The 13,394-nt window shown below is 53.1% G+C and carries 13 protein-coding genes; all 13 read left to right on the forward strand.

Annotation, left to right across the window (positions count from 1 at the left end):
- Positions 1–26: 26 nt before the first annotated feature.
- The 13 genes from def to rpe all read left to right on the forward strand — a co-directional run bounded on the left by def (position 27) and on the right by rpe (position 13,388).
- Complete coding sequence (def, locus tag ACFQNG_RS14910) at positions 27–503, forward strand: peptide deformylase (protein ID WP_379866212.1); 477 nt, start codon at positions 27–29, stop codon at positions 501–503.
- 23 nt (positions 504–526) lie between these two features.
- Complete coding sequence (gene fmt / locus ACFQNG_RS14915) at positions 527–1,447, forward strand: methionyl-tRNA formyltransferase (RefSeq protein WP_379866304.1); 921 nt, start codon at positions 527–529, stop codon at positions 1,445–1,447.
- Positions 1,447–2,811, forward strand: coding sequence for a 16S rRNA (cytosine(967)-C(5))-methyltransferase RsmB (rsmB, locus tag ACFQNG_RS14920; protein WP_379866213.1), 1,365 nt, complete (start codon positions 1,447–1,449; stop codon positions 2,809–2,811). Before fmt ends, rsmB begins: the two co-directional genes overlap by 1 nt.
- Before the next feature lie 128 nt (positions 2,812–2,939).
- A complete protein-coding gene (locus ACFQNG_RS14925) occupies positions 2,940–3,638 on the forward strand; it encodes a pirin family protein (protein ID WP_379866215.1) in 699 nt (232 codons plus the stop codon).
- Positions 3,639–3,794: 156 nt separating this feature from the next.
- Positions 3,795–4,061 carry a hypothetical protein gene (locus ACFQNG_RS14930; RefSeq protein ID WP_379866216.1) on the forward strand — a complete coding sequence of 89 codons (267 nt, stop codon included), beginning with the start codon at positions 3,795–3,797 and terminating at the stop codon, positions 4,059–4,061.
- A gap of 95 nt (positions 4,062–4,156) precedes the next feature.
- On the forward strand, positions 4,157–5,743 hold the full coding sequence (locus ACFQNG_RS14935; RefSeq protein WP_417498503.1) for a spore germination protein: 1,587 nt from the start codon (positions 4,157–4,159) through the stop codon (positions 5,741–5,743).
- Entirely contained in the window at positions 5,724–6,899 is a 1,176-nt protein-coding gene (locus ACFQNG_RS14940) for a GerAB/ArcD/ProY family transporter (RefSeq protein ID WP_379866217.1), read from the forward strand. Before ACFQNG_RS14935 ends, ACFQNG_RS14940 begins: the two co-directional genes overlap by 20 nt.
- Positions 6,868–8,001 (forward strand): Ger(x)C family spore germination protein, encoded by a 1,134-nt coding sequence (locus ACFQNG_RS14945; RefSeq protein WP_379866219.1) that lies wholly within the window; start codon positions 6,868–6,870, stop codon positions 7,999–8,001. The genes ACFQNG_RS14940 and ACFQNG_RS14945 overlap by 32 nt, the downstream gene beginning before the upstream one ends.
- Before the next feature lie 138 nt (positions 8,002–8,139).
- Positions 8,140–9,183 carry a dual-specificity RNA methyltransferase RlmN gene (rlmN, locus tag ACFQNG_RS14950; RefSeq protein WP_379866221.1) on the forward strand — a complete coding sequence of 348 codons (1,044 nt, stop codon included), beginning with the start codon at positions 8,140–8,142 and terminating at the stop codon, positions 9,181–9,183.
- 137 nt (positions 9,184–9,320) lie between these two features.
- Positions 9,321–10,073: a Stp1/IreP family PP2C-type Ser/Thr phosphatase gene (locus ACFQNG_RS14955; RefSeq protein WP_379866223.1), complete on the forward strand. Its 753-nt coding sequence runs from the start codon at positions 9,321–9,323 to the stop codon at positions 10,071–10,073.
- Between the two features lie 33 nt (positions 10,074–10,106).
- Positions 10,107–11,789: a Stk1 family PASTA domain-containing Ser/Thr kinase gene (gene pknB, locus ACFQNG_RS14960; RefSeq protein ID WP_379866306.1), complete on the forward strand. Its 1,683-nt coding sequence runs from the start codon at positions 10,107–10,109 to the stop codon at positions 11,787–11,789.
- A 24-nt stretch (positions 11,790–11,813) separates the two neighbouring features.
- Positions 11,814–12,704, forward strand: coding sequence for a ribosome small subunit-dependent GTPase A (gene rsgA / locus ACFQNG_RS14965; RefSeq protein WP_379866224.1), 891 nt, complete (start codon positions 11,814–11,816; stop codon positions 12,702–12,704).
- A gap of 3 nt (positions 12,705–12,707) precedes the next feature.
- Positions 12,708–13,388, forward strand: coding sequence for a ribulose-phosphate 3-epimerase (gene rpe / locus ACFQNG_RS14970; RefSeq protein WP_379866225.1), 681 nt, complete (start codon positions 12,708–12,710; stop codon positions 13,386–13,388).
- Positions 13,389–13,394: the final 6 nt, after the last annotated feature.

Raw genomic sequence — 13,394 nt, forward strand, 5'->3', positions numbered from 1 at the left:
GAAAAAAGGATAAAGGAGAGAATCAGATGGCGATACGTAAAATTGTGCAATACCCTGATCCGGTGTTGAAGAGCAAAGCCAAGCAAGTAACCAAGTTTCATGACCGCTTGCACAAGTTGTTGGATGACATGGCCGAAACGATGTATGATGCCAATGGCGTGGGATTGGCCGCTCCGCAAGTCGGGATTCTGAAAAGAGTGATCGTCGTCGACATCGGCGAGGGGCTGATTGAAATGGTCAATCCGGAAATCGTTGAACAGCGGGGCGAACAATTGACTCCGCCGGAGGGTTGCTTAAGCATCCCCAACTTGATCGGTGATGTCCGCCGGGCGAATTACATCAAAGTGGTGGGGCAGGACCGATATGGCAATCCCATGGAAGTAGAAGCGGAAGGTTACCTGGCACGCGCTTTCCAGCATGAAGTGGATCACTTGAACGGCATCCTCTTTATCGATGTGGCGGAAAGGGTGTACCGTCCGGAAACGGAGGGGGAAGCGGATTGAGCGAACGAGTGAGGATCGTCTTCATGGGAACCCCGGATTTCGCGGTTCCCTCCCTTCGCGCGCTGGTGGAAGAAGGGTATGATGTGGTGGGCGTGGTGACCCAACCGGACCGTCCCAAAGGGCGGAAACGGGAATTGACGCCCCCGCCAGTCAAGGTGGCCGCGCAGCAATTTGGCATTCCCGTGTACCAGCCCGAGAAGTTGCGGGACCCGGCAGCGTTGGAAGAGGTGCTGTCGCTAGAGCCTGACCTGATCGTAACCGCGGCTTATGGACAAATCTTGCCGGAACGGATCTTGCAAGCCCCGCGCCATGGATGCATCAATGTGCATGCTTCGCTCCTGCCCAAATATCGTGGGGGTGCTCCGATCCATTGGGCACTCATCAACGGGGAAAAAGAGACGGGCGTCACTATCATGTATATGGTCAAGGCGTTGGACGCAGGCGATATGATCGCCAAGCGGGCCATTCCGGTGACGCCTGAAGACCATGTCGGCACGATGCATGATAAACTGAGCCGACTCGGGGCAGACTTGTTGAAAGAGATTTTGCCTGCCCTGCTGCGTGGACAGGTCGAAGCGGAACCGCAAGAGGAAAGCGAGGCCACATTCGCCCCCAACATCAAGCGGGAAGATGAGCGAATCGACTGGAACCGTTCAGCTGAAGCCTTGGCGTGCCAAGTGCGTGGGCTTTGCCCATGGCCTGTGGCCTTCACCACATGGAAAGGAAAGCCGTTTAAAATCTGGTGGGCCATCGCCACAGATGAGCGCGCTGACGCGGCCCCGGGGACGGTTACCAAACTGGATGAGCAAGGCATTGTGGTTGCGACCGGAGAGGGATCGCTCATCCTGAAAGAGGTCCAACCGGCAGGGAAGAAGCGGATGCCCGTGTCGGAATTTGTGCGCGGACGGCAGATGGAGGCGGGCGAACGGTTGGGTGATGCATGATGAAAAAAACGGTTTCCGCACGGGACATCGCGCTTGATGTATTGCTTCAGGTGGAACAACATCAGGCATACAGCAATCTGGCATTAAACCAGGCCCTGCACCAAAGCGGACTGGAAGATCGGGACAAACGGCTGGCGACGGAACTCATCTATGGGACCATCGGGCGGCTGAACACGTTGGATTGGATTGGGAACCGATTGGTGAAAAAAGGGCTGCGCTCTTTGGAGCCATGGGTGCGGCAATTGGTGCGGATGAGCCTGTATCAATTGCGCTATTTGGACAAGATTCCGGAGAGGGCCGCCGTGCATGAAGCGGTGCAAATAGCCAAACGGCGGGGCCATCAAGGGATTTCCAGTCTAGTGAATGGCGTGTTGCGCTCTTATTTGCGCAGGCGAGGGGAGTTTCAATTGTCGGCCCAACCAGCTTCGCTTAAAGAAAAAGCGCTTCTCCTGTCGCATCCAGAATGGATGGTCAAGCGCATGGAACAAGCTTATGGGCCGGAGGAGACAGAGCGGGCGCTCCAGTCCAACCATCTTCCGCCAAAGGTGAGTGTCCGGGTCAATACGCTCAAGCTGGATCGTGCGGCATTCACCGAACAGTGGAATCAAACGGGCCTTGGAGAAGCGATCGTATCGCCATTGGCGCCGGATGGGGTGATTATTGAGCGGGGCGGCAATCCGGCATACACATCCTTTTTTCGTGAGGGCCTTTGCACGATTCAGGATGAAAGTTCCATGCTGGTCAGCCGCATCTTGAATCCCCAACCCGGCATGCGTGTATTGGATGTGTGTGCGGCCCCGGGCGGAAAAACGACCCATCTGGCCGAATTGATGCAAAATCGCGGTTCGATCGTTGCCTGTGACATCCATGAGCATAAATTGGAACTCATTCGCGCCAATGCGGAGCGGTTGGGAATCACGATCATTGCGGAGCGGCAGGCTGACGGGCGCCAAGTCGGCGCCTATTGGCCGGCGGACTCTTTTGATGCGATCTTGCTTGACGCTCCTTGTTCCGGGTTGGGCGTGATTCGGCGCAAACCGGACATCAAATGGAGCAAAGAGGCGAGAGCGATCGATTCGCTGGTTCAGTTGCAGCGGGAGTTACTGGAGGAAGTGGCCCCGTTGCTAAAGCCGGGGGGCGTATTGGTGTATAGCACATGTACGTGGGAGCCGCGGGAAAACAAAGAGCAGGTTTTGGCTTTTACGGAGCGCCATCCCGAATTCGAGCTGGATCCGGAGATGGGGAAGAGCCTGACACCCGAAGTGAAAGAGCGGGCCATTGTGGAAGAAGGCTGGCTGCAACTGTTGCCGCATCATTTTGGCAGCGACGGGTTCTTCATGTCACGCTTAAAGAAAAAAGGATAAACCAGGGGGGAGACTCACTCAAAGGGAGTGGGTCTTTTTCTTTAACGAAACGAGGGGTGGGTCCGTTTGACATGATACCCAACGTATAGTAATATACTTACAAAAAATAAGTTAATGGAGGCAGGAGCATGCTTGAGATTATCCGTTCTGAAGAACGTTTTCAAGCCGACTATGGTTGGTTAAAGACAAAACACAGCTTTTCGTTCGGCCAGTACTATGATCCCGACAACCTGCATTTCGGTGCGCTCCGGGTGTTGAACGATGATATCGTGGCACCTGGAACGGGTTTCGATCTTCATCCGCACAACAATATGGAGATTATGACATATGTGATCTCAGGGTCGTTAGAGCATCAGGATAGCATGGGGCACAAAGAAGTGATCCGGGCGGGTGAAGTGCAGTGCATGACCGCGGGTACGGGTATTTTTCATTCCGAAACCAATCCTTCCGACACGGAGCCGGTCCATTTGCTGCAAATCTGGTTTTATCCAAACAAACAAGGGCTTACCCCGAGCTATGACCAAAAAAGCTTTCCTGTCCGTGAGCGCAAAAATAAATGGATTCCGATCGTTACGGGTCAAAAGGGCGGTGACGCCCTCCACATCCATCAAGATGTGAACGTGCAGCTGGCCACGCTGGAATCGGGCAAGTCGCTCTCTTATCGCCAAGCGCCGGGGCGGAGATTCTTCTTATTCGTCATCCAGGGAGCCTGTCTGGTGAATGGAGAGGAAGTCAAGGCGGGCGATAGCGTAAAAGTGACCGACCTTCATCAGCTCACGGTGGAAGGGCAGACTGAAGCCCATGTGATGTTGATGGATTTGGCTTAAGCCATTCACCCCGTCCCCCAACTGGGTGCAGAGTCTGCGCAATCGTGATCGCCATCAGTTGGTTTGATCCCGAACGATTTTTTGTTCCTCGCTTGTCACATTTTTGTCGAAAATTGTTTTATTATAAAGAGGAAGTGTGTGTGTTGGGGGGGATGGGTGGCGATGATATTGCGCATCTTTGGCCTTTTGTCATTTCTTTGCGGGACGTTGATTGGTTATGAGGCAATGCACCTTTGGACGAGTCCGGTACATGTGGGAATGAAAGAGATCAAGTTCGTCGGGTGGGTGCTGGCCGCCAATGTGCCGGAAGGGGAGATCATGAATTATATCATTTGTTTCCTCACCTTGAGTGTTCTCTTCTTTCTCGTTTCGCTCTATCTGTTCAAACAAGCTTGGTTAAAGAAAAACAACCATATCCAATAAAGATACGGGGAGACCGGGCGCGGCCTCCCTTTTTTGCGCGTCGTTATGCATATCCTTCCATTTTTGGTGGGAAGTTAACGATGGTGATGTCTATGGTGAAAAAATCTTATCGCATCTGGCGCTTGAAAGAACAGAGAAAACAGAGGATGCTGGATGAACATTTTGAAAAGCAAATGGAAGAAGCGGTGAGTCCGGAAGCGATCAAGCCCACCGCCAAAGAAAATGCCGACTTTATTAAAAACGTGTTGGGCGATTGCGCCGATTTGGTCACGCGTTCCTTTACCATCGGGGAAGAGATTGGGTGCGCCGTCCTTTTCATTGATGAGCTGGTCAACAAAGAGATTGTGCACAACTTTTTGCTGCGCCCCATGATCAATAGCCAAGAAAAACAAATAGGCGCGGAAGAACTTTGGACCATCGTTACCCAAAGCATGGTGGAAGTGGGTGAAACCAAAGAAGCGGATGATTTGAAGACCGCTGTGGAGGCGATCTTGAGCGCGGATACAGTGCTGTTCATCGACGGCATGGACAAAGCGCTCATCTTGGGCACCAAAGGTTGGGCGGCGCGAAGTGTGTCCGAACCGAGGGCGGAAGCGGTGGTGCGCGGCCCGCGCGAAGGGCTCAGCGAGACGATGTGTTGGAGCTTGGCGATGATCCGCCATCGGCTCCGCGATCCCAATTTCCGCGTCAAATATTTCACGCTGGGGAAACGCACCAAGACAACTGTGGGGTTGCTTTATATTGAAGGAATTAGCGACTCTCATATTGTGAAAAAAGTGGAAGACCGCATAAATGAGATCAAGGTTGATGGGGTGTTGGAGTCGGGTTACATCGAAGAGATGATCCAAGACCAGATATGGACCCCTTTTCCGCTGATGCAAAACACGGAAAGGCCCGATTCGGTCGTGGCCCATCTTTTGGAAGGCAAAGTGGCGATCCTGGTGGAAGGGACGCCGCACGCCCTGATTGCGCCGGCGGTGTTCAGCCAGTTTTATTACAGCCCGGAAGATTATTACGAAAAATATTACCAAACCACTTTTTTGCGCTTCATTCGGTTGATCAGCATGGTTAGCGCCTTATTATTGCCGGCTTTGTATATTGCATTTGTCTCCTTTCATCCTGAGATGATTCCGGCCAACCTCGCGATCGCCATGGCGGCGGGACGGGCATCCGTGCCCTTCACGGCTACATTGGAAGTCCTCTTGATGGAGATCAGTGTGGAGATCCTGCGTGAAGCCAGCATTCGTTTGCCAGGCCCCATCGGACCGACGATTGGGATTGTGGGAGCGCTCGTCATCGGGAACGCGGTCGTTTCCGCCGGACTGGTCTCGCCGGCCATCGTGATTGTCGTCGGCTTAACAACCATCAGCTCCTATGCCAATCCAAGCTATAATGCGGCGATCTCCATTCGTTTGCTCCGGTTCCTGTTCATTATCCTGGCCGCGACGTTTGGCCTGTATGGCATCACGCTCGGAACGATGCTGCTCATCCTGCATCTGGTGCAACTCCGCTCATTCGGCGTACCGTATATGGCGCCCTTTGCCCCGCTCAATTTGCGTGATCTGAGAGATTCATTCGTGCGCGTGCCGTGGAAGTGGATGACCAGACGTCCCGCGGCTTACCGCCCAAGTGACACCATTCGCAAGGAAGGGAGAAACGAGCATGAACAAACTTCGTCCTGAACCGGATTCCAATCAAACGATCTCCCCTTATCAAGCGTTTGCCGTGGTTTTTTCGTCGATGGTTGGCGTGGGCGTCCTCAGTCTGCCACGGGATGTCGGTCAGTTTACGGGCAATGACATGCTGTGGGTGATTGTCTTAAGCGGTCTCTTCGTATGGGTGGTCAGTGCGCTGATCAGTTGGCTGTGCCGGAGGTTTCCGGCCATGAGCGTCGTCCAGTTCGCGCCTATCATCTTGGGCCGTGAGAAGAGTGACAGGGTGGGCAAGCTCTTGAGCGTTCCCTTTCTGTTGGCGGTGGTGCTGTTTTGGGTTGGGGGAATCGCGATCAGCACCCGCGTCTTCGGTGAGGTGGTGGTGACGGCGGTGTTGGTCAATACACCGATTGAGGCGATCATGTTGGTTTTCCTGGTGGCGGGAGCGTTTGCCGCGGGGAGCCATCCGGCGGTGATTGCCAAGTTCAACGAGTTTTTGCTGCCCACCATGTTTGTGCCGATCCTGCTCTATGTGATTTCCATTGTCCAAAGAGGAGAAATGATGAACCTGTTTCCCCTCTTTCAAACCAACTGGATGATGGTCTTAAAGGGCGTGTTGAGCGCCTCTTATTCGTATGCGGGGTACAAGGTGATCATGATGTTCAGCGGGTTCTACGCCAAGCCGGACAAGGGGTTCAAAGCCCACTCCGCCGCGGTGTTGGCGGCGACATTCATTTACTGGTTCACTTGCCTCACGTCGCTCAGTGTGTTTGGCAAGGATGAGATCAGCAAAATTTTGGTTCCCGTGTTGGAGGTAGTGAAGGCCATCAACTTGAAAGCGCTGGTGTTTGAACGGTTGGAATCGGCCATTTTGGGGATCTGGCTGATTGCGGTGTTCACTACCATCGTCAATTTGCAGACGAGCTTCGTGCAAATGGTTATGGAATTCTTCCGTTTGCGGGAGAGGACGAGACGGTGGGTTTCCCTGCTGATGGTGCCTGTTCTGTATCGGCTTGCGGTGCTCCCATCCAATGTGAAACAAGTGGGAACGTATGCTTCATGGATGGGGATATACAGTTTGGCGGTGGCAATCATCGTTCCCGGCATCTTGCTCATTATTTCGCTCATTCGCAAGAAGAAAGGAGGGGCACAAATTGAGGCGTCTTCTGCACAGGGGCGTGCTTAGCATCTTCTGCCTCACCCTGCTCACGGGATGCTGGGATGATCAGGAGATTGAGATGAGATCGATTGTGGTTTCGATGGCAATCGACAAGAAGGATGGCGGTTATGAGGTAAGCGTGCAAGTGCCCAACCCGGGGCAAATCGCCAGCGGAGGCGGCGGAGGCGGGGGGGAAGGCGGCGGCGGAGGTGGGCCCGGAGCGGTGGAAGTCTATTCGGGCGAAGGCACCACGCTTGAAGAGGCCATCGGCGAACTGGACCGCAAATCGATTTATCCCTTGTTTTTTGGTCATATGGAAACCCTCTTATTCAGCGAGGGAGTGGCCAGAGAAGGGGTTCGCCCGTTTATGGATTGGATCCGCCGCAGTCCGGAGATCCGCCGTCACATGTATCCCATCGTCATCGACGGGAAGGCCAAAGACGCTTTGTTGGTGCAACCCAAATTGGAACAGATTCCGACTTACTATCTGCGCAATTTCATTGAAAGCGGGATCACCGCGAAAAAAGTATCCGACATGACCTTGGGAAAGGTGTTCGTTGATCTGTCCCATCCCGGAAAACAAGTGCCGATGTTTTATTATTTCAAACCTGGAAAGGATGGCTTCCAATATAAAGGCATGGCTGTCTTTCGCTCCGACAAGATGGTCGGGACTCTCAACGAGGTTGAATTAAATCCGGTGCTGCACTTTCGGGAAGAAATACAGGGGTACCCCATTGTCATCAATTGTCCCGGCAAGAAAGGGAAGCTGGTGTTTGAACCGAAACAAATAGAGAAAGCATTAAATGTAACGAATAAACCGGAGGCGTCCATTGACATTCGAGTCAAGGGAGTGGTTCTGGAAAATGAGTGCTCGTTCACCATGAAAGATGAAAAGGCGTTTCAGAACGTGAATCAGCTGATCGCCAAAACGTATGAGCGAACCGCCGCAGAAGTGTTGAGGAAGGCGCAAAAGGGATTGAAGCAAGATGTGTTTTTGATCCGCAACCGGGTCTACGCTTTCTATCCGGAGATATGGAGGAAAATGAATTGGGAGAAAGAATTCCCATCCATGCCCATCCATATTCGCTACGCGGTCGAGGTGGGACGGATCGGACTCAAAGCGCTATAACCAAGGGAGAGGAGTGAAAAAATCTTCACGACCTGTCCCTTTTCAATCGCATGTACTATGATATAATAAGAAAAGTTTTGAATGGGATCAGTCTGTTCAAAACTTGCGGTAGTTTAAAGAAACTGGTGAGAATGAATGATGAAACCTTTTGCATATGATCTGACCTTTCCCGAATGGAAAAGTTGGATGACAGAAAACAAACAGCCAGAGTTCCGCGCGAAGCAAGTGATGGACTGGCTCTATGTCAAACGGGTGAATGCGTTTGATGAAATGACCAACTTGCCCAAGGGTTTGCGGGAAAGATTAAGTGAAATGTTTCACCTGCAACCGTTGGATGTGCTGACCACGCAAGTCTCATCGGATGGGACCGTGAAGTTTTTATTTGGTCTGCATGACAAACATGCCATTGAAACGGTGATCATGCGCCATCAATATGGGATCAGCGTCTGCGTCACCACCCAAGTCGGTTGCCGTGTCGGATGCACCTTTTGCGCCTCCACCCTGGGCGGTTTGAAGCGCAATTTGTCCGCGGGCGAGATTGTGGCGCAAGTGGTTCAAGCGCAGAAGTACCTGGATGAGACGGGGGAGCGGGTGAAGTCCATCGTGGTGATGGGTTCAGGCGAACCATTTGAAAATTATGAGCCGACCATGAACTTTGTTCGCATCATGAACGATCCTCATGGCTTACATATTGGACAACGACATATCACCGTCTCAACCAGTGGGGTCGTACCCAATATCTATCGTTTTGCGGATGAGGATTGGCAAGTGGGGCTGGCGATATCGCTCCATTCGCCGAATACGGATCTCCGTTCCAAATTGATGCCAATTAACCGCCGTTATCCGCTTGCAGAATTATTGGATGCCTGTTGGTACTATTTGGAGAAGACAGGGCGTAGACTCACTTTTGAATATGCTTTAATCGGGGGCAAAAATGACCAGCCCGAGCACGCACATGAACTTGGCAAGCTCTTGAAAGGGATGAATTGCCTGGTCAATTTGATCCCGGTGAACTATGTGCCGGAGCGCGGTTATACACGCACGCCGAAAAATCAAGTGTTCGAGTTTAAACGCATCCTCGATTCTTATCGTGTGAATACGACCATCCGCAGAGAACACGGCCACGATATCGATGCGGCATGTGGACAGTTGAGGGCGAAGCATAGTAATGTAAACTCGTAAATGGTTTTTCTCCTGAAACCAGCATTCGTGCTGCATACAGTCAAACCAGTGGACGAAGCAGAACATGCAGCGACGAGTTCTCTTTGTATTGATCATAGCAAGTGGACAATTAAATAAAGGGAAAGGGGTAACCGGAGATGTTGATGGCACGGCGTACTGACATCGGTTGCGTGCGCGATCTCAACGAAGACAGCACCGGCCTGATTGTCACCAAATCCGGAGCAGTGATTGCCATTGTTGCGGATGGCATGGGTGGTCACCAAGCTGGTGATGTCGCTAGCCGTGAAGCGGTGGATACGATTCAAAAAGTGTTGAGGGTGGAGGATCTCGACGTATCCACTGATGAGAAAAGCGACCTGTTGTTGCATGCGGTCGGCAAGGCGAATGAACGCGTCTATACGCTCGCTACCGAGAATAGCCATATGCAAGGGATGGGGACGACCACGATCGCCGCGATTGTGGATGAGCATGAAGTGGTCTTGGCCCATGTTGGCGACAGCCGCGCGTATGTGTTGCATAATGGTGGTTTGTATCAATTGACGGAAGATCATTCCTATGTGAACCTGCTGCGCAAGCATGGGCAGATCACGGAGGAAGAAGCGCGTAACCACCCGCAGCGCAACATGATCGTCCGCGCGGTGGGCACTAGCGAAGATGTGGAAGTGGATTTGATCAACACCCCATGGTCGGATGGGGATCTCTTGCTCTTGTGTTCCGATGGGCTCACCACCATGGTCAGCGAGCGGGAGATTGGCATTGTCATGTCATCCACAAGCATGAATATAGAAGAGAAAGCAGACAAGTTGATCCAACTGGCTTTAGAAGCTGGTGGAAATGATAACATTTCCCTAATTCTTCTACAACATACAGGAAGGTCGGCTACATCTTAATCGGGTTCAAGGAGGAACGAGGTGACCATGCAGATGGAAGGGAAGAAGCTGGGGGGACGGTACGAGATTGTGAGCCGTGTCGGCGGCGGAGGGATGGCGGTCGTATATAAAGCAAAAGACTTGCTCCTTCATCGTTATGTGGCGATCAAAGTACTGAGCGAAGCCCTTAGCAACGACTCAGAATTCATACGTCGCTTTAGTAGGGAAGCGCAAGCCGCCGCAAGTTTATCTCACCCCAATGTAGTCAATGTTTATGATGTGGGGAAAGATGGGTATACCCACTACATCGTGATGGAATTGGTTGAGGGACCCACCTTGAAGCAGTATATCTTGGAACGTGGTCCGCTTCCCGTGCAAGAGGCGGCCAACATCGCGATGCAGATATGCGATGGCTTGGCGCACGCGCACGAAAATCAGATTGTGCACCGCGACATCAAACCGCATAATATCCTGCTCGGTTCCAATGGGCGCGCCAAAGTGACCGACTTCGGGATTGCCCGCGCCGCCAGCTCGTCCACGATTACCCAGCAGGGTTCGGTGATGGGGTCTGTTCATTACTTCTCGCCGGAGCAGGCGCGCGGCGGGGTGATCGGGGAAAAATCCGATCTCTATTCACTGGGGATTGTGCTGTACGAGATGTTGACGGGGCGCCTGCCGTTCGACGGAGACTCGGCGATTTCCATCGCCCTGAAGCACTTGCAGGAACAACCGGACGATCCGCGCCATTTCAATGAGAAGATACCGGACAACATGGCGGACATCATCATGAAGGCGCTGGATAAAGACCCAAACAAACGCTTCGCTTCGGCCCGGGAGATGATGCACGCCCTGCAACAAGCCGTGCAGCTGAGCCCGCGCATGGAGACCAACTGGAACAGCTCTCCCAAACCAGCGCAGAAGACTATGTACCAAACGATTCCGCTGGCGGACGACGACAACGATCATCCCGTGGCCACGATGAAAGGGGAACGGGAGCCTTACCGCTCGCCGATCCAACGCCCGGAAATCCGCTCCAACCACACGCAGAAGCAACCGGGGCTGGGCGACCAGACATTGGCCAACTTGGAGCGCCTGAAAAACGTGCCGAACAGCGGCGACCAAACCATCTTCCAGCGCACCGTCGTCTGGTTGGAAAACGTGCAAGCCAAACTCCCTTGGTGGCAAAAGCTCTTATTCGGACTCTTTACGGTATTCGTGATCCTCACCATCAGCATTTGGGGCTTCAACAAGATTTGGGGTTTGATCAGTGGCGGCAGTGATGAGCCAACGGATGGGCAGGCGCAAACGGAATGGGTAGTGCCTGACAATTTGGAGACGAAACAAGACGTTGAAAAATTTGTTAAGCAAAAAGGATTGCCCGAACCGGAATTTACTTATGGTCAAGGTGAAAAGGATAAGGTATTGGAAATTTCTCCTGGTGTAGGAGAGAAGTTTGATAAAACCACCAAGTTTCAAGTGAAAATCGGTGTAGAAGGCAAGCCTCTTGACGATTTTACTGGTAAGTTCGAAAGCAGAATGAAAAAAATATCCCAAAGTGTGGATTATAAGATAGAACTTTATCGTTGCCCTAATGGATCTGGTGGTTTCGCCAAGATATATAAGCAAGAGCCGGCTCCAGGAACGCCTGTTGGCAAGGGGGATACGGTAAAAGTCTATTCAAACATTCCACAAATGCCGGAATGTAAATTGACGCCTTGGTCTGAAGTGAATGGTTAAAACTATATCAAAAGGAGGTCCAATATGCCTGTAGGGCAAATCGTCAAAGCGATCAGCGGGTTCTACTACGTGCGCACGGAGGCGGGGGATGTGCTCCAGTGCCGGGCGCGCGGAGTGTTCAAATTCGAAAAGAAAAAACTGACTCCGCTGGTGGGCGATGTCGTAGAGGTTGATGCGACGGGGTTGGGCGAAGGTGTTGTGACCTCCGTTCAACCCCGTCATTCTGAACTCACGCGTCCGCCGATCGCCAACGTGGATCAGGCGATGGTGGTCTGTTCGCTCAGGCAGCCGCGTTTCCAGCAGATGCCCGTGGACCGGTTTCTCGTCCATGCGGAGCGGGAAGGGTTGGAGATCGTGATTGTGCTGACCAAGAGCGACTTGATCAAAGATGGGCGCGAGATTGAACAGGTTAGGGAGATTTATCAAGCGGCTGGGTATCCGGTGATCGCCACCAGCATTCATTCCGGTGATGGGCTGGAGGCGGTGAAGGAGCGGTTGGCCGGGAAGATTTCCGTGTTTGCGGGGCAGTCGGGTGTGGGCAAATCTTCTCTGCTCAATCAGCTCTTGCCAAACCGGCAGCTGGAGACAGGTTCGGTGAGCAAGAAAATCGGACGGGGCCGTCATACGACGCGCCAAGTTGAGCTGTTGCCGCTCGACGGCGGGGGACAAGTGGCGGATACCCCTGGATTCAGCCAATTGTCGTTCCAGGGGATGGAACCCGCCGATCTTGGCGATTGCTTCCCGGAGTTTCGCGGGCGGGCGGATCAATGCCGGTTCCGAGGTTGTCTCCATCTGAACGAACCTGGCTGCGAAGTGAGAGCGGCACTGGAAAACGGCGAGATCCATCCAGGCCGTTATCGGCATTACGAAACGTTTATGAATGAGATCAAAGAGGCGTTAATGAGGAGGTACTGACGCATGATCAAACTAGCCCCCTCGATCTTATCCGCCGATTTTGCGCGGCTGGGCGATGAGATCAGAGAAGTGGAACAAGCCGGCGCCGATTGGATTCATGTGGATGTGATGGATGGCCGCTTTGTGCCCAACATCACGCTCGGGCCGCTGGTGGTGGAGGCGATTCGCCCCCATACAAGGTTACCGCTCGATGTCCATCTCATGATTGCGGAACCGGACCGGTACATTGAAGCGTTTGTCAAAAGCGGCGCCGATCTGGTGTCGGTCCATCAAGAGGCTTGCCCTCACTTGCATCGGACGATTCACCACATTAAAGAGCTGGGAGCCAAGGCAGGTGTCGTCATCAATCCGGCGACGCCTGTTTCACTCATCGAGCCCATTTTGCCTGACGTGGACCTCGTCCTGCTGATGACCGTGAATCCGGGCTTCGGGGGACAGGCGTTCATCGCGGGTGTGTTGGACAAGATCAGGCAAGTGCGCCGGTTGCTGACGGAACGCGGTCTGTCCCATGTCGAAGTGGAAGTGGATGGCGGAGTCAATGCGGAGACGGCGGCGCAGGTGGTCAAGGCCGGCGCCAATGTGCTGGTGGCCGGGTCGGCGGTGTTCGGGAAAGCGAATCGGCGGGAAGCCATCGCCGAAATCAGACATGCGGGTGAACGCGGACTTCACGCACAAGGAGAATGAAGCAAC

Source organism: Laceyella putida (assembly GCF_042665195.1).
GTDB lineage: Bacteria > Bacillota > Bacilli > Thermoactinomycetales > Thermoactinomycetaceae > Laceyella > Laceyella putida.

Coding starts and splice junctions, on each gene's coding strand:
- fmt (WP_379866304.1), top strand. CDS start 527: ATGGGAACCCCGGATTTCGCGGTTCCCTCCCTTCGCGCGCTGGTGGAA.
- rsmB (WP_379866213.1), top strand. CDS start 1,447: ATGAAAAAAACGGTTTCCGCACGGGACATCGCGCTTGATGTATTGCTT.
- ACFQNG_RS14955 (WP_379866223.1), top strand. CDS start 9,321: ATGTTGATGGCACGGCGTACTGACATCGGTTGCGTGCGCGATCTCAAC.
- ACFQNG_RS14925 (WP_379866215.1), top strand. CDS start 2,940: ATGCTTGAGATTATCCGTTCTGAAGAACGTTTTCAAGCCGACTATGGT.
- def (WP_379866212.1), top strand. CDS start 27: ATGGCGATACGTAAAATTGTGCAATACCCTGATCCGGTGTTGAAGAGC.
- rsgA (WP_379866224.1), top strand. CDS start 11,814: ATGCCTGTAGGGCAAATCGTCAAAGCGATCAGCGGGTTCTACTACGTG.
- rlmN (WP_379866221.1), top strand. CDS start 8,140: ATGAAACCTTTTGCATATGATCTGACCTTTCCCGAATGGAAAAGTTGG.
- ACFQNG_RS14940 (WP_379866217.1), top strand. CDS start 5,724: ATGAACAAACTTCGTCCTGAACCGGATTCCAATCAAACGATCTCCCCT.
- rpe (WP_379866225.1), top strand. CDS start 12,708: ATGATCAAACTAGCCCCCTCGATCTTATCCGCCGATTTTGCGCGGCTG.
- pknB (WP_379866306.1), top strand. CDS start 10,107: ATGGAAGGGAAGAAGCTGGGGGGACGGTACGAGATTGTGAGCCGTGTC.